At 49.0% G+C, this 18,413-nt stretch carries 13 protein-coding genes; 8 read left to right on the top strand and 5 right to left on the bottom strand.

Features of this window, described 5'->3' with window-relative positions; translation table 11 throughout:
• Positions 1-89 precede the first annotated feature (89 nt).
• From O3C43_06775 to O3C43_06740, 8 genes are all read left to right on the top strand, one after another.
• A complete protein-coding gene (locus O3C43_06775; GenBank protein ID MDA1066191.1) occupies positions 90-3,380 on the top strand; it encodes a ThuA domain-containing protein in 3,291 nt (1,096 codons plus the stop codon).
• 124 nt (positions 3,381-3,504) lie between these two features.
• Positions 3,505-4,638: a Gfo/Idh/MocA family oxidoreductase gene (locus O3C43_06770; protein ID MDA1066190.1), complete on the top strand. Its 1,134-nt coding sequence runs from the start codon at positions 3,505-3,507 to the stop codon at positions 4,636-4,638.
• A 207-nt stretch (positions 4,639-4,845) separates the two neighbouring features.
• On the top strand, positions 4,846-6,405 hold the full coding sequence (locus O3C43_06765) for a sulfatase (protein ID MDA1066189.1): 1,560 nt from the start codon (positions 4,846-4,848) through the stop codon (positions 6,403-6,405).
• Between the two features lie 168 nt (positions 6,406-6,573).
• Positions 6,574-8,247 carry an arylsulfatase gene (locus O3C43_06760; protein ID MDA1066188.1) on the top strand — a complete coding sequence of 558 codons (1,674 nt, stop codon included), beginning with the start codon at positions 6,574-6,576 and terminating at the stop codon, positions 8,245-8,247.
• A 300-nt stretch (positions 8,248-8,547) separates the two neighbouring features.
• A complete protein-coding gene (locus O3C43_06755; protein MDA1066187.1) occupies positions 8,548-9,951 on the top strand; it encodes a sulfatase in 1,404 nt (467 codons plus the stop codon).
• Positions 9,952-10,273: 322 nt separating this feature from the next.
• A complete protein-coding gene (locus O3C43_06750) occupies positions 10,274-11,392 on the top strand; it encodes an ATP-binding protein (GenBank protein ID MDA1066186.1) in 1,119 nt (372 codons plus the stop codon).
• A gap of 126 nt (positions 11,393-11,518) precedes the next feature.
• Entirely contained in the window at positions 11,519-12,019 is a 501-nt protein-coding gene (locus O3C43_06745; GenBank protein ID MDA1066185.1) for a hypothetical protein, read from the top strand.
• Between the two features lie 19 nt (positions 12,020-12,038).
• Positions 12,039-13,352: a sialidase family protein gene (locus O3C43_06740; GenBank protein ID MDA1066184.1), complete on the top strand. Its 1,314-nt coding sequence runs from the start codon at positions 12,039-12,041 to the stop codon at positions 13,350-13,352.
• A 73-nt stretch (positions 13,353-13,425) separates the two neighbouring features.
• Here O3C43_06740 and O3C43_06735 read toward each other — a convergent pair whose 3' ends face one another.
• The 5 genes from O3C43_06735 to O3C43_06715 all read right to left on the bottom strand — a co-directional run bounded on the left by O3C43_06735 (position 13,426) and on the right by O3C43_06715 (position 18,380).
• On the bottom strand, positions 13,426-14,301 hold the full coding sequence (locus tag O3C43_06735) for a phytanoyl-CoA dioxygenase family protein (protein ID MDA1066183.1): 876 nt from the start codon (positions 14,299-14,301) through the stop codon (positions 13,426-13,428).
• Positions 14,302-14,699: 398 nt separating this feature from the next.
• Entirely contained in the window at positions 14,700-15,419 is a 720-nt protein-coding gene (locus O3C43_06730; protein MDA1066182.1) for a DUF6090 family protein, read from the bottom strand.
• Positions 15,420-15,532: 113 nt separating this feature from the next.
• Positions 15,533-16,261, bottom strand: a complete 729-nt coding sequence (locus tag O3C43_06725; GenBank protein ID MDA1066181.1) for a DUF6090 family protein — start codon at positions 16,259-16,261, stop codon at positions 15,533-15,535.
• A 287-nt stretch (positions 16,262-16,548) separates the two neighbouring features.
• Entirely contained in the window at positions 16,549-17,862 is a 1,314-nt protein-coding gene (locus O3C43_06720; GenBank protein ID MDA1066180.1) for a PQQ-binding-like beta-propeller repeat protein, read from the bottom strand.
• Between the two features lie 299 nt (positions 17,863-18,161).
• Positions 18,162-18,380 (bottom strand): PQQ-binding-like beta-propeller repeat protein, encoded by a 219-nt coding sequence (locus O3C43_06715; protein MDA1066179.1) that lies wholly within the window; start codon positions 18,378-18,380, stop codon positions 18,162-18,164.
• Between the last annotated feature and the right edge of the window lie 33 nt (positions 18,381-18,413).

Below are 18,413 nucleotides of genomic sequence, written 5' to 3'. Positions count from 1 at the left end.
ATGGCCAAGATCTCATAAAATAAGGCCATTACTTCCAAGACTTTAATTGTCAAAATAGCTATCCTCACTTCTTATAGGATTACCCATCTATGAAAATCTTCTTCTCAGTCTTAAGCTTCTCTTTCCTTTTGTTCTTCTCAGGCTGTTCGTTGGGTACAAAAGAGAAAACCAAAAAAGGCCCAATTCGCGTGCTCTTTCTAGGTCACGATGTGGAGCAACATCCTTCGAATCTTTATTTTCCGATGCTTCAGCAAGCGTTGGGACCTGAGGCCATTTACTTCGATTATGTCACATCGGTAGAAGAGGCTTTGAGCAATGCGGATTATTTAAATCGTTTCGATGCAGTGCTATTGTATGCCAACCACAAAGAGATAACATCCTCACAGTGGAAAAACTTGAATGCTTTCATTGATGCAGGTGGAGGATTTCTGCCGGTCCATTGCGCCAGCTGGTGTTTCCAAAATGAACCTGACTTTGATCAACTGGTGGGTGGACGATTTGCCGGTCACAAGACAGGCGTCTTCAAAGTTTCGACGATAGACCCTGACCACTCAGCTGTAAAAGGTGTTCCTGAGCTCGAGGCCTGGGATGAGACGTACAAGCACAAAAATCATAATGAAAAGGATCGCACAGTTCTACAAGTACGTAGGGTATCTGGAACCGATGACAATATAACCGAGGACGAACCTTGGACTTGGGTAAGAACTCAGGCTAAGGGTCGCATCTATTATACTGCTTCTGGGCATGACGAGCGCGTGTGGGGTCGCAGTGAATTTCATGAAATGCTTAAAGCGGGTATTCTTTGGGCCGTGGGTGATGAACGTCGGGCTAGCTATGAGCAATTTGTGGATACTCGAACCCCGCTCATCTACGAAAAACGGGACAACATTCCCAACTACGAAAATCGGCCAGAACCTTTGCCTTATCAGCTTCCGCTTTCTGCTGCGGATAGCATGGACTACACGCGTGTACCGGTTGGATTTCGCCTGGAGCTATTTGCCTGCGAACCCGACATCATAAACCCGGTTAGCATGGCTTGGGATGAACGAGGTCGGCTTTGGGTGGCTGAGACGGTGGATTACCCCAATGAGATTACATCAAGTCGACAGGGACGTGATAACATTAAGATCCTGGAAGACACCGATGGGGATGGTAAATGTGACAAAGTCACGGTGTTTGCCACTGGGTTGAATGTTCCAACTTCGATCACGTTTTCAAATGGCGGACTTCTTGTGGCGCACGCCCCGGATATTTTGTTTCTAAAAGATACGGATGGAGATGATATAGCAGATGTTCGGGAAGTTTTAAACACTGGCTGGGGAATCCGTGACACGCACGCGGTATTGTCAAACCTCCGCGTTGGGTTCGATAACCACATCTGGGGGACAGTAGGTTATTCTGGTTACAATGGACCGGTTAAAGGTGGAGAAGGGAAATTCGCTCAAGGGGTTTTTAAAATGTTACCTGATGGGACCGAGATCTCCTTCATGCATCAGTTCAACAACAATACCTGGGGGCTGGGATTCAATGAGTCCGGTGATGTGTTTGGGTCAACTGCCAACAACAATCCTGCGTTCTTCTGTGGGTTTCCGGAAACCGGCTATGCCGATACAAAAGGGATGTCCGCCAAAATGGTTGCCGATACGCCTGCATTTCATCCTATCACGCCCAATGTCCGCCAAGTGGATGTCTTTGGTGGTTACACAGCCGGCGCCGGGTATGCCTTGGCTACTTCGGGTAATTTTCCTGAATCCTGGCGCAGTTCCATGGCGTTCATTTCGGGTCCAACGGGGAATTTGCTCGGCATGTATAAGAATGTGCCGGATGGATCCGGTTATGTTGCGAAGAACCATTTTTCCCTCATCGCCAGTGCCGATGAATGGTTTTCACCGGTGGCCGCGGAGGTGGGGCCCGATGGAAATCTCTGGGTGTTGGACTGGTATAACTTTATTATCCAACACAACCCGACGCCCTCGGTGGTTCGTGGCGGATATGATGCTGTTAACGGCACGGGCAACGCCCACGTGAATCCGAACCGCGACCGTCAGCATGGCCGCATTTATCGTCTGGTTTGGGATGGTGCCAAGAAGTCATCCATCGTAACTCTGCAAGGAGCAAATGCACGGGAATTGGTAGAGGTCTTGAAAGATGACAACCTGTTCTGGCGCTTGACCGCCCAACGACTGTTGGTTGAGCAGCAAGCATCAGGGGTGTTAAACGAGCTGAAGCAGATGCTCACATCAGGTGGTTTTGCCGGCATGCATGCCTTCTGGACCATTCATGGATTTGGGAAACTTGACCGAAGCCTTCATCAGGCAGCGCTCCTCAATAAAGATCCTGTGATCCGAAAGGCGGCGGCGACTGCTTTGGGTTCCACGTTGCAGGATCGCGAGTTGCTTATTGATACCGCCATTCTTACGGATGCAGATCCTGATGTTCGGCGTGTGGCTTTTTCGGCGTTGGCTCATTTGGCAAAAGACGCTGCTTTGCAGGCGGTGATTCGCAGGCTCTACCAGGATAGTGAAAATCGTGAGGATACCTGGCTTTCGATTGCGCTGAAGGCCGCGGCCGCCAACCAGGGAGTTAACCTTGGGGAATCGATCCTCGGACCCAACCTGATTTCGAACGGTTCATTTGAAGAGGTTGTGAATAGAGTTCCGAGTGGTTGGAAATTAACTGCATCAGACAACTATGGCGATACGAAGCTGATATTCGAACAAGGAGAGAAGGATCCCTATTCGCCCAAATCAGGAGATAAGCTCCTCACTATAGAAGTGGATGAAAGCGCCACCTTCTCCTGGACCAACAAGGTAAGCGTAAAACCCAATACCGAGTATCGATTGGCCACTTGGGCAGCAGTGCCTTCGATTAGAGAAGGAAATGGCTTTAATATTAACGTTTCAGAAATCCCCGGAGCTCAAACGGACACCCAGCGATGGAGAATGGCCTGGGAGGAAAGGGAAGTGTTTTTTAATTCCGGGCCCCACAACGAGGTATCTGTGAATATTAATTATACGGGAGGCAGACCTTTCACGAGCACACTCACCTTTGATGATTTCACTTTGTCAGAAGTTTTGGGCAAGGAAGACTCAACTGTTTCCGGTGATGTTTCCCGGGGAAGATCTTTGTTTTACGAACATGAAATTGCTTCCTGCACACGCTGTCATCAAATTGGTGGAGTAGGGGGAGTGGTGGGGCCACCATTGGATGGCATTGCTGGTAGGAAGAGCGACGACTACTTGCGCGAGAGCTTAGTGGATCCACAAGCAACAATCGCTGAGGGATTTCCGATTGAAATATCTCCTATGCCGCCATTCGGTGTGCTTCTTTCTCCTCAAGAGCTGGAAGATGTGTTGGCTTATTTAAAAACTTTGAACTGATGTGTTGTAGTATGCTTTTTAACAACTGTAGGAGCGGCTTTACGCCGCGATTTCATTTCTCTGCCCCAAAGCCATCGGGGCTACAATTTCTGTAATTACCTAAAATCTAAATCCATTATTCTAAATGAGTGATAAACAAATAAACATAGCCATCGTTGGTCTCGGATTTGGGGCCGAATTTATTCCCATCTATCAACGGCATCCGAATGCCAATATGTACGCGATCTGTCAGCGCACGGAATCCAAGCTCAATGAGATTGGCGACAAGTTCGGTATCGAAAAAAGGTATACCGATTATGATGAACTTTTAAAGGATCCGAATGTGGAAGCGGTCCATATTAATTCTCCCATTCCAAATCACGCGGAGCAATCCATCGCTGCTTTGAAGGCAGGAAAGCATGTCGCTTGCACAGTTCCCATGGCGACTTCGGTGGAGGATTGTCTGGAAATCATTCGGCTGACGCAGGAGACCGGCTTGAAATACATGATGATGGAAACCGTGGTTTACTCGCGCGAATTCCTGTTCATGAAGAAGCTTTATGATGATGGTGAGCTGGGTAAGCTGCAATTTCTCCAAGCATCGCATCAACAGGACATGGAAGGCTGGCCTGGCTATTGGCCAGGATTGCCTCCGATGTATTATGCAACGCATTGCGTAGGTCCTGTTTTGGGAATCGCGCGAAAGGATGCCGAGTATGTTTCCTGTTTCCCGTCCGGAACTATCGCTGAAGACATGCACCATTGCTACAACTCGCCCTTTGCAGTTGAGACGACGCATATCAAAATTCGGAACAGCGATCTCTCCGCGCGGATCATACGCTCGCTCTTTGACTTGGCACGGCAGTATCGTGAAAGCATCGATGTCTATGGACAAAAGAAATCCGTCGAGTGGCCACTCATCGAGGGAGAACCACTGGTAATTCATACCGCCAAGAAACCAGAACCGGAGATCCCTGAAAAAGTGGAGTGCCCGGACTTTGGTCACTTACTTCCCGATGAAATCGCAGGCTTCACGCTTGGAGGAGTCTATGGTGGGGTAGAAGGCGAAGAGCATTTGTCATTCACCCAAGGTGGAGGTCATGGTGGATCGCATCCGCACTTGGCGCACGAGTTTGTCGATGCCTTGCTTCAGGACCGCGATCCTTGGCCGAACGCCAAACAATCCGCTAACTGGACCTGTACGGGGATTCTCGCTCACGAATCAGCGTTGAAAGGCGGGGAATTAGTGAAACTACCGGAGGAAACGTTCTCGGAGTAAGGTTTCAGTGTTCAGGTGTCGGGTGTCAGGAAATTTAAAAATGTAGCCATGGTCGTGTTCACGAGCGAAGGGAGAAGGCCTGACAACCATGGATTGGTAGGGCTCGATCGCCGAGCGAGCCGATTCTTTCGGCGGTTTTGGCAAAACCGCCCTACCTTTAAAAGAGTGCCGGGTTCAACGAGTATAATTTGAAGTAAGAGGAAGAGTATGAGAAAGATTTTTATATCAGGAGCGTTTGTACTTCTAGCTTCAGCCTTCATCCTTCCTCCTTTAAGGTCGGAGACCGACCAACCCAACATTCTCTTCATCGCGGTCGATGACATGAATGATTGGATTGGGCCGCTTGGTGGTTTGAGTATCGCCAAGACTCCGAACCTCGATCGCTTGGCTGCGGAGTCGACGACCTTTACCAATGCCCATTGTGCGTCGCCCGCTTGCGCCGCCTCCCGTCTTGCGAATATGACGGGGGTGCAGCCATCGAAAACAGGTGTCATGCAAAATGTATGGTACGATGGACCCAAGTGGCGGGAGATCCCGATACTGGCGAACATTGAAACAGTTGAGCAGTTTTTCAAAAACCGCGGTTACGAAACATTGGCTGGCGGTAAGATCTATCATTCATTGGCGCCGCCCTGGTTAACTTCGAATCAGGTGGATCCGGCAGGTTGGGATTTTTATTATCCCAGCATATCGGTTCCGATGCCACACCAGATCAGTGCACCGGAAGAAGTGATTAATCCTGACCGATTCATAGGAGGGCGCCACAAATGGTTTACCTGGGGTCCGATTAATGCAGCGGATGAAAAGATGGCCGACCACCAAACCGTTGATTGGGCGAGTTATGAATTGATGAGGGAGCGAGAGAAACCGCTCTACCTCGCTTGTGGCATTTTTCGTCCCCACATGCCATGGGAAGTCCCACAAAAATATTTCGATTTATATCCGTTGGATGAAATACCTGATTTGGAGATTGAGGAAAACGATTTGGAGGATGCGCTCATTCATCCGCGACGAGGTTGGCACAAATTTGTTTTGGAAAACGATCAATGGAAACAGGTCATTCAGGCTTACTTGGCATCGATCAGTTTTGCGGATGCCCAAATAGGTCGATTGCTCGACGCGTTGGATGAATCGGGTAAGTCAGATGAAACAATTGTGGTGCTCTGGTCCGATCATGGAATGCATATCGGAGAGAAAGAAAATTGGGAGAAATTTACCCTTTGGGAGGAGTCCACCCGTGTGCCGCTTTTTGTTCGAGTTCCGGGAGTTACTACTCCTGGCAGCGTGGTTACCCAACCAGTTAGTTTGCTGGATGTGTATCCTACGTTGGTCGACCTTGCAGGATTTGAAGTGCCAGAACATTGCGATGGTGAATCCGTCGTTCCGCTGTTGGAGAATCCTAATATGATAAGGTCACACAGCGCTTTAACCAGTTTCACCTTTCCGGAGGAGAAAACGGGTCACTCGCTGCGAAGTGAGCACTTTCGTTACATTTATTACGAATGGAATAGCCTGGAAGAATTATATGATCATGCCGCCGATCCCAATGAGTACAAAAACCTGGCTTACGACGCTGCTCATTCAAAAATTGTGAGTCTGTTCAGAATGGAACTTGTGAAGCGAGTGGATCGAGTTAAGCTCGACGAACTATCCAGGAAACCCGATGGTTATACGATCACGGGTAACTCAATAATCGCGGATGACTTTGTTCCGATGTCCGAAGTGCCATTGCCGCCAGAGAGGCCGTTGGTGAAAGGGATACGGTGAGGAGTTTTGGTAGTGCGATGGCGTCTCGCCGCGCCGAGATTAAGATTAAGACGAAGATATTGCCACGTATTACAAAGTGTAGCCAGGGTCGTGAGACCATGGAATGTTGAATGTCAGTTTTGAATTTTAAAGAACGAGAAAAAGTAAGAGGGAAAGAAGGATTTTGATATGAAGAAATACTTGTGCGTTTTTGGGTTACTATTGAGTGGGGTTTTGCTTGTCGGAGCTGACAGGCCTAACGTTGTCCTCATCCTCGTCGATGACATGGGGTGGTCAAACATCGGTTGTTACGGAGGTATGGTGGAGACACCGAACCTTGATCGTCTGGCCAGAGACGGGGTGCGTTTTGACCAGTTCTACAATGCGGCTCGGTGTTGTCCTACACGGGCGACTTTGATGACCGGACTGCATCCTCATCAAGTTGGCATCGGTCACATGACTTTACCCATGGCGAATAAGGAGGAAGCTGCGCCCGGGGAGTCGAGGGGATACTTCTCACTAAGCCCAGAGGATATGGCTGATGTCCCATGGCAATACCAGGGATACGTAAGCACTGATATCCCAACCTTGCCTGAAATGCTAAAAGAGGTCGGTTATGGAACTTACATCACTGGCAAGTGGCACCTCGCTTCTGAAAATCCTATTACCTGGCCGACGCAACGTGGTTTCGATCGCTTTTATGGTCATCTGGCAGGAACGTCGGACTTCTTCGATCCTCCTAATCTCTATCGTGGCAACAACCCCATCCGCGCCCACGGTGAACGCTTTTATCTGACGGATGCAATTTCTGAGAATGCCATCGATTTTCTTAGTGACCATCACAACGAACGGCCGGGCGAACCCTTCTTCTTATACCTCGCTTACAATGCGCCTCACTTCCCGCTTCAGTGCATGCCCGAGGAATACGAAAAGTATCGTGGCCGTTTCATGGAAGGGTGGGATGTTCTTCGGGGCAGGCGTTTGGATAAACAGAAGGAAATGGGGCTGGTTCCCCAAAACACAATACTGGCACCTCGACCTGATATCGTACCGGCCTGGGATTCCCTGTCTCTGGAAAAGCAAAATGAGATGGACGCCATCATGTCCACCTACGCGGGCATGGTTGATCGCGTGGATCAGAATATTGGAAAATTGATCAAGCATCTGGAAAGAACTGGTGAGTTGGACAACACGCTTATTTTCTTTTTATCGGACAATGGAGGTGAAGCCGAAACTGGACCCTTGGGGCAGTTTAAATTCGAAGACCTCGGCCAGTATGGCAAGGGTGGTAACAAGTACGGCAGAGGTTGGGCGACCTTATCCAACACGCCTTTTAGGGAGTATAAGCACTATACGTATCAAGGTGGAGTTCAGACGCCTATGGTCGTACATTGGCCTGATGGAATAGCTGAACGCCCTGGAAATCGGTTTATCCATCAGTACGGCTATCTTCCTGACATCGTCGAAACGATCATGGATGTATCCGGAGCGACCCGGCCAGTCACTAAAAACGGAAGACAGGTTCCGAAGGGAGATGGAGTCAGTTTCGTCAGTTCGCTCCAAGGTAGTAACATCCCCATTCACCATGATCCGATTTTCGTTGAGCACGAAGGGAACCGGATCGCCCGGCAGGGAAGGTGGAAACTGGTTTCCTACTACGACAAACCCTGGGAATTATTTGATCTGGATGCTGACCGCAGTGAGAGCAATGATTTAATAAATAAGTACCCCGACATTGCCCGTAAACTGGAAGTCGCCTACGATGAATGGGCTGAACGGGTAGGGGTGATCTCTTGGGATGAAGCTCAGGATTTCAGTGTCTATTCAATTCGTCGAAAGAAACTGGAAGCGGCAAACAAGTAGGAGTATGAGGACGAAAAAAATAATCCTCGTGGTATGGCGGTCTCGCTGACTGTGTCGAGTCGAAGCTTTTAGCGAAGCCTGAGAGCGCCGAAACAAAGATGGTTGAATAGCGAAGAGTACGGTCAGTGTTTGTGATCGGCTGATGTTAAGATCGCCAATAAATTTGCACCAAAGTCGAGAGTATCCATTCGAGTTGTAGGAGCTAGCTTGCTGGCGATTTTGTTAACTGTAGTTGGTCGCGAATAAATTTGCTCCTACTCGTAGAACCAAGAAAAATGAGACCATGAACAGAATACTGATATGAATAAGTTTTTCCTGATATTGTTGCTTTCCTTCATAGGTGTGGTCTCGCAAGTTTACCCAGCTCCTCCAAACTTCGTCATGTTTATTACCGACGATCATGGAGTCTGTCACTCGAACCCCTACGGGGCCGATTGGATGCGCACGCCTCACATGCAATCCCTGGCTGACGATGGCTTGATGTTTACCCGGGCCTATGTGGTTTCTCCGTCCTGTGCGCCGAGTCGTGCAGCGTTGTGCACGGGCTTGATGCCCTACAACAACGGGATCGTGGGCAACCACGAAAACATACGGAAGGATGGCGTGGAACCGTTGCTTCCTATCCTGGCCAAGCTGGGTTACGAAATTGCCTGGTATGGCAAGGTCGGGCATGGGAATGCCTGGTATTCTCAGTTGCCGGAAATCACCATGATTCCCTACGCTAACAAAGCACCAAGAGGAGCCCAGCAACGGCTGGATATTACCGATGTGGAAAACTTCATAAAGAATCGGAAGGACGCCTCACGCCCCCTGGCGTTGTTCGTGGGAAACAAGTGGCCACATCGCCCTTGGCCGGAACCGGAAACGGCGCGTATTTCGCTGGAGGATATCAGGGTTCCTGAAAAGACCTACGACACTCCGGAGACCCGCAGTGAGATGACACGCTATATCGAGTCAATCGAACGGGTAGATAATCGCCTGGGTGAGGTGAGAACGCTTATACGCGAGTATCTGGACCAGGATAACACCCTGATCGTTTATACCGCCGATCATGGGCATGCCTGGCCTTTCGGAAAATGGTCGCTTTACGAGACGGGAGTCCGAACACCCCTTATTGCGGTCTGGCCGGGTAAGATAAAACCAGGAACGACCACACGAGCCATGGTTAGCTGGATCGATATCATTCCAACCTTTATCGATGTGGCAGGGGAGGGGATTCCTTGGAAAATCGATGGCCGATCATTTAAGAATGTCTTGCTCGGTAAAACGGACTCTCATCGTGACCGCATTTTTGCCGTCCAGAAAGGCGATAAAGCCATGAGCGTTTATCCCATTCGTTCCGTGCGGACCGAGCAGTTCAAATATATCTTGAACCTGTACCCCGAGTTTTATTACACGACGCATATGGATCTCGTTGGCTCCGAATCTCCTTACTATAATCGCAACTGGCCGTCTTGGATCGAAGCTGCCAAAACCGATCCGGAAGCTACAGCGTTCCTGCGAGCCTATCATGAACGTCCACCTGAAGAACTCTACCTCGTGGAAAGCGATCCTTTTGAAAAAACTAACCTGGTTAATGATCCCAGTTACCAGGATGTGCTCATTGAATTACGCGGCCTTGTGGCTGACCGCATGAAAGCAGTCGGGGATGATAAGTCGCTCAGTGGTGAACCCAGGTATCTAAAAGATCATCCACTGCCTTAAATGGCCGCTATTCAAATTTAGAATATGTGTATACTTCTAGGCGTTTGAACCGACCTTCATTTATCACTATTTTAGCCGCAAAAGAGCGCATAGAACGCAAAGCGTTTTTTTCTTTTTCCTGCACTCTTTGTTTTATTGTGGTCATGTCGTGCCGGGTCGCTCGGTAGTGGCCATTCGCTTTTCACATTCAACCATCATCCATTAAACCATGCTTTGCTTCTTTAGCTCCATCCGGCAGAGATTATTCCAATAAAGTTAGGGCGCAGTCGGCGCGCCCATTGCACTTGACGTATTATACTTTTAGTATACTACCGTTTGTGTAATGAGCATTCGCAACCCATTTGTTTTCGCCAAGGTGGTGGCTGGCCGGGACTTCTGCAACCGGGTAGAAATGGCTGGAATTCAAAGCAGGATCGAGAGTGGTCAGTCGATTGCGTTGATAGGTCCGCGCAGAACGGGTAAAACATCCGCCATTCATGAAGCGGTCAGGCGGGCAAAAATGAACCTGGTGTATGTTGACTTAATGGCTGTCAAGGATCTGGCCGATGTCATAAAGCGAATTCTGGATGCCTTGGCTGCGTCCAAACCTCTCATGTCCAGGATCATGGATGTAGCTAAACAAATAGGACCTTCTGTTTCGGTCAGCTCAGGAGTTGTCGATGAGTTTAAATTTAATGTTTCTTTGGGCCTCAGCCCCAATGAGGAGATAGATACTCTGGAAAAGGCGCTTCAATCCCTGGGTAAGGTTCTTGGCAATCGAACGGACTATGTCATAGCCTTCGACGAGTTTCAGGATATCTTGGAAATTGAAGGGCATGAGCAAGCGTTGGCTGCTTTGCGGAGTCGCATTCAGTTCATGAAACAGTCTATCGTTTTTTCTGGCAGTGTCAGACATCAGCTTAATTGGATATTCCGCGATCAAAAGTCTCCCTTTTATAATTCCGTAACTATTTTTGATATAAACTCGATTCCTCGTGCAAAACTGGAACCATTTCTAGCAAGACGGTTTGAAAAAATCGGGAATGTTCTCACTGCCGAATCCTGGAATCTCCTGTGGTCATCCACGGATGGCATTTCGGGAAACATACAACAACTTTGTGGCGCTATTTATGATTTGGGCGTTCCCAAACAGGTGACCGACAAACAAGTTGAGATGGCTTTAAATAATCTCATCATCCAGCAGTCGTCCTCTTATGCGGATATCATGCGAAACCTGCCCACCCATCAGGCGAAAACCCTTTCGGCCCTGGCCCATCATGGAGGTAAGGAGATAACGGGGAAACTATGGATGAGAAATGCCGGGCAAACGAATGCCTCATCTGTTAAAAAGTCCGTAACGGCGCTGGTTAAAAAAGAGTTGGTTTGGATCCATGAAAAAAACTACAGAATAGCGGACCCTTTCTTTGGTGTATGGTTGAGAATGAATTATGCGCAAAGATAAATACAAACCTGAAAAGTGCTTGTTATCCCCATCGGTACTGCCCGTTGTCGTTATGAGTTTTTGAATTTAATCTTACTCCAAAATACCATGCTCTGCTTCTTCAGCTCCATTCACAAATCCTCCTAAATGATTGAACATACTGACATCCTGATTGGTTTAGCTCAAGTAGCAGGTGTATTCGTCGGCTTTGGAACTTTGATTATTTTTTGGAAAAATGAAGGAACTACAACACAGGAAGTTGGTTTACTTAGAAACGCAGTAACCGTAGGACTTATAGTTTTAATTGCCTCGATTATACCGCTTTTGCTTTCGACGTTCCATTTATCTAACCGACTAATCTGGGGCCTATCATCCACATTGTTTTTTGGGTGCATTTGGTTTGGGTTACTTCACCCCCAAACCCGTAACGATATTCGAGCCCTCTTTAAGCTGGGTAGCTTCGGAAACATCCTCTTCTGGATTGTAATGGAAGTTCCTATCCAAGTTTCCCTACTGCTGGTAATGTTTGGCGTGTTTCCAAAACTCTGGCCCGCCTTTTACTTAACGGCCCTTATTGTGAACACGTTTCAGTGTGCACAAATGTTAGTCCAACTGGTTTATCTAAAAATTTCTACTCAAATTAGATAGAAACTAAACAACTAACCCCATGCTCCGCCTCTTTAGAAATATTCGCCAGAACCTCATCAACCAAGGTAAGACCTTCAAGTATCTGCAGTATGCCGTGGTCCTATCTGCAGTGCTTTCAAGTTTTATGATTCAGTCGGCGGTGCTACACGGAATGGAACCCACTTCTGAACCTTTCGTTGCGCCCAAAGGCGAATATGTTACTGAACAAGACCGCTATCACACGTTCCGGATTCCGGGTATGGTTGTCGCACAAAATGGAACGATTCTGCTCTTTGCCGAAGGTCGTCGCGGGGATGGAAGTGATCCGCGAAAAGACGAGAATTCTCCAATCGACTTGGTGATGCGCCGCAGTACCGACAATGGCGATACATGGGAACCAATAGCCGTAATCGAATCCGGGTATCGCCCTGACGGCAAGCTTGTCGATTTCGCTGATCCGACGCCTGTGCTCGATGCTAAAACCGGGACGGTGTTCTTACTCTACGGACAATGGCCGGATTTAGCGCCGACTACTGTGGCATACGGGCAGGATCCTGACTCTGCGGAGGGTAATCAGGTCGTCTGGGTTCGTTCCAGCACCGATGACGGCAAGACCTGGTCGGATCGTCATCAGATAGTTTATCCCGACGAACCGCATGAGACGAGTGACGGTCTTTTCTGGAGGCAGGCCGAACCCGGTCCAGGCAGCGGTATACAACTCCGATGGCAAAAGGATGCCTCACTCAACGGACGCCTCGTCATTCCAGCCAAGCGCAGCGGGTCGAAAACTCCAGATGGGGAAGTAACGGTTGAACCCTTCGTCTACTATTCGGACGACCACGGCAAAACCTGGCAGGTGGGACATGTAACTTCGGGTCCTGACGCCAATGAAGACGAAGTTGTCGAGCTGACCGACGGCACAGTATTTTTGGACGGTCGGCAGAACAGTGGTTATTTACGTCGCCGACATCCCAGCTACGATGGTGGAATTACCTGGGGACCTGACATTCCCGATACCATCCCGCTTACACCGGTGGACGGCTCAATGATACGCTACTCCGCCAAGCGAGACGGTCATGACCAAGACCGAATTCTTTTTTCCTGTGCGCTCGGAGAAAAAGGCCTCAATCGAAACAACATAGCAATATGGATCAGCTACAACGAAGGAAAATCCTTCACCAATCCGGTTCAGCTCAACTCCGGATTCGCGGCTTACTCCGTCATGCAGCGTCTGAAAGACGGCACCATCGGTGTGGCCGTCGAAACCGCCAAGGACGAGGGTGTCCGCTACGGCGAGATCACGTTCTACCGTATCGACCTCGCCCAACTGGAGCGTAAAACGGAATCTCATTGAGAGAGCCAGAAACGCTAGATCCAATCACCTAATGGCTGGTTGAGCCCGATACCTTGACCGGTTTGCTTCGGAACTATCCAGCTTTCCAGCGACTTGGAGCGATGCCTGGAGCGTGCCGCTGCATATTATCCGGCCGGTTGGGAACGTCGAAATCGATTGTCCGGGTATTGAGGCTCCGGAAGAAGGGTTGGATATGTTTGGGCAATTTCGCCACCTGCTTCGGATCGCGGTCTTCCACCGGGCCAATGGGTCCAGCCCAGGCCGGGCGGTAGGCAATGGCGAGCATACGGCGTGGACGTTTACTGTGGTTGGGGTAATTGCCGTGAAATACTTTCTGGTTGATCACCACGGCAGATCCGGCCTTGCAGGTGACCATGCGTTCTTCGGGATGGCTCAGGTAACGCTTGTAGGGATTACCGTCGCGGTGCAGAGACAAGTGAGACCGAGGAATGACCTTGAAGGGAGAACAGTCAGGAGTCTGATCATCCAGGTAGTAGAGGACTCGCGTGAGTATGGGGGCGCTGGCCTGGACACCGAAGATCCTGGAGCCGTAGGGTTGTGAGTCGGTGTGAATTGCGATTCCCGGATGTCCCGGGTTGGCGCAGGTATAACCGCAGGATGTGCAGATGAGCTCATCGCCGAAAAGGTCGCTTAAAAATTCAATAATGATCGGATGGGCAATCGTTTCAATAGCCGTTGGAGAGTCTGTCCACTGCACGTTCGAGTAGGAACTCTGGTAGGGGCTGTAATCAACGGTCTTCGTTGGAAGTTGGCTCAGTTCTTCTCTGATTTTCTCCAAAGTCTTTGTGTCCAACAAATCGGGTAGCACAACGAAACCATCCAATTCAATGGAGCGTATTTGTTCTTCGCGTGTTAGGCCTTTCCAATCCGTTGTAAAAGGGTGGGCTTCAGTCAGGCTTTCTTTGCTGTTGGTGAAGGAAGTATCCATATCGAATGAACTATCCCCACGGCTTTCATCCGTCAAGATGGGAGATGTTTGTTACGACCAATCAAACGTCCATAGAACGTTTAAGATTTTCCGAAACTAATTTCAAACTGTAGCCATGGTAGTGACACCATGGACCGGACAGGCTGCAGATGGATGTTTCGGAAAAGAAAGACAATTAAAGGAGCCATGTGTTGCCCAGGCTCTTCTGAAGCTGGATACAGATGGAATGGATAGGCTACAGATCGAAATCCAATCAATGGTGTAACCAGCAATACTGCATACCCATTGTAAAGGACGAGTTTACCTTCGTGAAAAAGCTTCTGGCGGATGCTGCGGAATGGGGACTGTTTCATGCGGCACCAAAAACGATTAACCATTTCCAAATAACTGCAGCTTTGCTAATATTCCTCCAACACGGCGAGGAAGTCTTCGAGGCTTTCGGCAATCTGCCTGGAGAATTCCATTAGGTTAATTTTCCGGCTATCAATTGTCTGGACCGTATATTTGAATTCGGACGAAGTCTTCAATTCTTTCAAGTCATACACGGGAGCACGGCCTGTACTTACTGATCCTCGCCCCCTGAATTTGTTAAAGCGATCGCTTGCAATGTTTATCTGGGATGAAACGTTCTCCTGGTTGCTCAGTCTCGATTCTACCCAACTCTCCATTTCCAAGGCTTTTTTGGCCAAAAATGGATTTCGGCCAATGACGTCCATGTTTCCATTTAAAATCTGCCCCAACAATCCCACGTAGACCTGTGGTTTATTATAAATACTCAAAGCACTAAGCCCATTTTCAAAACGAGCCAAATCATCGGGCTCAAAATCCGTTTGTTCCAGAAATGTCAGAACGAAATCAGATCTTTGCATAAAGCCCTCCATAATAGTAATGGAACGTTCTACATCCTGGATTGCCGCTTGTACATCCTCCCTCAACTGCACAATATACACATCAAACTCCGCCTGTGATTTCCGGTCCTCGTTCCAGTTGTTCAGCTGAAGCGCCAGCATGATCCCGATAATGATCAACGCGATTTCACCCACAGCATAGCCGAGGTAGCGGAGGAGTTTACCTTCTTTGAAAAGTGTTTGGCGTAAACTGCGGAAGGGACTCTTCATTCGAATTATTAGTTAACTACAAAAATCGCAAAAAGACGCAAAAGTATGAGATGAGTTCTGTGTAAGGTTTCGTGCATTTTGCGTGTTTCGTAGTTATGAAAGGGTATTGAAAGTTATTCGTATTCCTCCAGGACGGTGAGAAAGGATTCAAGTCGATCAGCCATCGACTCAGAAAACTTCATAATACCCACCGTATTGTGGGTAGAGTTTTCGGCTGCAAAAATGAATTCGGAGGAAGCTTGGAGTGCATCCAAATCATACCTGAGCTTTAGTTCTGGAACGTCGAGCTGGGTCATTGTTCGGTACCTTAGGAATATGGCATTGGATTGATCATCCAGTATTTGGAGATGATCAATGATCCTGAGTCCACCATCTATGGCACTTTCCAGCTCCAAGGCGGCCTGGGATAGTTTTCTATCGCGCTTGATGATCGTCATATCTCCTTCCAACAATTGGCCGAGAAGACCGATTTTAACTTGCGGGATAGCTTGTTTACCTAGATCAGCCAATGTGCGTTCGAAAGCCTCCAATTCATCAGCATTGTAATCCTTTTTTTCAAGAAACTGCACCATCCTCAGCTGTCGATCGATTCGGTTCTCAGAATTACTAACAACTCTATTCGCATTCTCTATCGCCTTTCGAACATCTTCCTTTAGCTGAAGAATATATACTTCAAACTCCGCCTGCGCTTTCCGGTCTTCATTCCAGTTGTTCAGCTGAAGCGCCAGCATGATCCCGATAATGATCAGCGCGATCTCGCCCACGGCATAGCCGAGGTAGCGGAGGAGTTTGCCTTCGTTGAAGAGTGTTTGGCGTATACTGCGGAATGGGGATTGCTTCATCTAGAGAGTTTTTAACTACGAAAGGGCGCAGAAGGACGTGAAACCTCAACAGAAGCAAACGGAGGAAACAGAGAGGATAGGTCTGATCATTCTCAAATAAATCATAAGCTACGGTTTATGGCATGTTTGTGTCCTTAAGGCTCGGTAATCCGAAAGAAATGGTTTTTTAAAATACTCTGTTTTCTCCAGCTCCTCTAGCGTAGCGGGTGGTTTGAAGTCCTATTCGTATTCTTCCAGGATGGTGAGACAAGCCACAGAACAAGGAGCTTAGAGCCACACCGAATCAACTAACTCCGATCACCGATACAATAGAGCGTTTGGTTGGTGCGGATGAACAACTGGCCGTCTGAGGCTGCGATCGAGGAGCGCGAATAGTGCTCGTCTTCGTCGCCCATGGCTATTTCGTTGAGGACCTTTCCGCTCTCGGCATCCACCACCACGACGTCAGAATTGAAATTCATCAGGTAAAGCTTTCCGTCCGCCGCCAGGGGCGACGCTTCAAACTTGATTCTTCCAGGTGTTGCGATGCTCCATTTGACTTTACCACTCTGAGGTTCGACTCGTGATAGCGCATTTCGAACGTCACTCAAAACGAAAAAATCCCCGTCGTAATAGGCCGGCGTCGGAACGTCCGAGCTTATGTCGCGTTCCTCGTTGCTCACCCAGGCGAGGTCATCATCGTTGAGTGTGCCGCGGCCACCCGCCTTGACGGCGTAGATCGGATCGCGTTTGGGCGCGCAGGCCAGGATAACACCGTCACCCGCAACCGGTGAAGGCACCAGGCGCCAATGACCGATTCGCGTGGGATTCCAGGTGCCCCAGCGCCAAAGCTCCTTGCCGTTCGCCGGATCGTGTCCTGAAATATCGTCGCCGCCCGCGACCAGTATTTCTTTGCGTCCATTGAATTCATAAGGAACCGGGCTCGTAAACGCCTCAAGCGACTCGGCCACTGCTTGGCTTGGGCGAAGGGTACGCCAGAGTTTTTCCCCAGTCTTGGGGTTCAAAGCCAGGATGTAGGACTCGTTGACGCGATCAGGTTCACCATTTCCACGCGTCGGGACATTGCGTTGAAGGATTTGCAGAATAAGTTTGCCGTCAAAGAGGAGGGGGCTGGTGCTCGGAGTCCAGCCGTAGGCCAGTCTTCCGAAATCCTTCTCGATATTGCGATTCCAAAGTTCGTTGCCCTTGAAGTCGTATGCGAAGATCGATCCGGTGCCGTAGAAGAAAACCACAACCTCACCGTCTGTCGCGGGCGAGTTGGAAGCGAAATCACTCTTTTCGTCACGGCGATGTCCTTTTCCAATCTGATGTTCCCACAGCAACTTTCCGGTATTTCGGTCGTAGCACAATGCGTGCAGAGTGTCCGTATCCGGGTTGGCCGTTGAAATAAACACGTGATTGTCCCAAACAATCGGAGACGCCGCGCTGGGACCTGGTAGATCCGTGCTCCAGGTAACGTTCTCAGTTTTCGACCAGTTGGTCGGGAGACTTCCGGCATCCGTTGAGCCATTGAAGTTGGGACCGCGCCATTGACCCCAATTTGCAGCGTTTGCGTAAAGGGAACTGGCTAGCAGCAGTAATAAACAAGGATAGCGTTTCATGGTATGTGTCTTAATGGGTTGTTTTATTCTCACTATCGCTCGTTGAAGTGCCTTCATTGGGCTCGATCATGTCACTTCGTTCGGTACATTCCTCGGTAGTGATTTGGGGATTAAGAACACCATCTCAATAGAAGGCAACGAAGTCTTAAAGCTATTCATAACCCTTTGTTGGTTTTTGTGCTTTGCTCATAGATGTGTCACTTTGTTCGGTACCTTCGTACCGCTCTAGCGAGCGGGTGGTTTAAACCTATTATTATTGCTCTCTCCAAAACTCATTCTCAGAGGACGAGTACTGCCATTCATTCCCTTAACGACCATAGGTGCTCTTTTGATCTGACCAGCAAGGCGTTTCCTGCGATAGCCGGGGTACAGCGGATGCTTTCACCGAGCTGATTACTGGTCACCACATCTAGGTCGTCCCCAGGACGCACCACGGTGATGGTTCCTCGTTCACTGGTTAGGTAGACGTAGCCATTGGCTGCGATGGGTGATCCGACGTATTGACCATCAACCCCCACACGTTTACGGTCGAGAATACGTTCGCCCGTCTT

It is taken from the genome of Verrucomicrobiota bacterium (assembly GCA_027622555.1).
Classification (GTDB): domain Bacteria; phylum Verrucomicrobiota; class Verrucomicrobiia; order Opitutales; family UBA2995; genus UBA2995.
Note: the sequence above shows the minus strand (reverse complement) of the source record. Positions and strands in the feature narration are given on the sequence as shown.

What these genes read in the sequence shown, in the direction of transcription:
- O3C43_06775 (MDA1066191.1), top strand. Translation starts at nt 90, where the DNA reads ATGAAAATCTTCTTCTCAGTCTTAAGCTTCTCTTTCCTTTTGTTCTTC.
- O3C43_06770 (MDA1066190.1), top strand. Translation starts at nt 3,505, where the DNA reads ATGAGTGATAAACAAATAAACATAGCCATCGTTGGTCTCGGATTTGGG.
- O3C43_06765 (MDA1066189.1), top strand. Translation starts at nt 4,846, where the DNA reads ATGAGAAAGATTTTTATATCAGGAGCGTTTGTACTTCTAGCTTCAGCC.
- O3C43_06760 (MDA1066188.1), top strand. Translation starts at nt 6,574, where the DNA reads ATGAAGAAATACTTGTGCGTTTTTGGGTTACTATTGAGTGGGGTTTTG.
- O3C43_06755 (MDA1066187.1), top strand. Translation starts at nt 8,548, where the DNA reads ATGAATAAGTTTTTCCTGATATTGTTGCTTTCCTTCATAGGTGTGGTC.
- O3C43_06750 (MDA1066186.1), top strand. Translation starts at nt 10,274, where the DNA reads ATGAGCATTCGCAACCCATTTGTTTTCGCCAAGGTGGTGGCTGGCCGG.
- O3C43_06745 (MDA1066185.1), top strand. Translation starts at nt 11,519, where the DNA reads ATGATTGAACATACTGACATCCTGATTGGTTTAGCTCAAGTAGCAGGT.
- O3C43_06740 (MDA1066184.1), top strand. Translation starts at nt 12,039, where the DNA reads ATGCTCCGCCTCTTTAGAAATATTCGCCAGAACCTCATCAACCAAGGT.
- O3C43_06735 (MDA1066183.1), bottom strand. Translation starts at nt 14,301, where the DNA reads ATGGATACTTCCTTCACCAACAGCAAAGAAAGCCTGACTGAAGCCCAC.
- O3C43_06730 (MDA1066182.1), bottom strand. Translation starts at nt 15,419, where the DNA reads ATGAAGAGTCCCTTCCGCAGTTTACGCCAAACACTTTTCAAAGAAGGT.
- O3C43_06725 (MDA1066181.1), bottom strand. Translation starts at nt 16,261, where the DNA reads ATGAAGCAATCCCCATTCCGCAGTATACGCCAAACACTCTTCAACGAA.
- O3C43_06720 (MDA1066180.1), bottom strand. Translation starts at nt 17,862, where the DNA reads ATGAAACGCTATCCTTGTTTATTACTGCTGCTAGCCAGTTCCCTTTAC.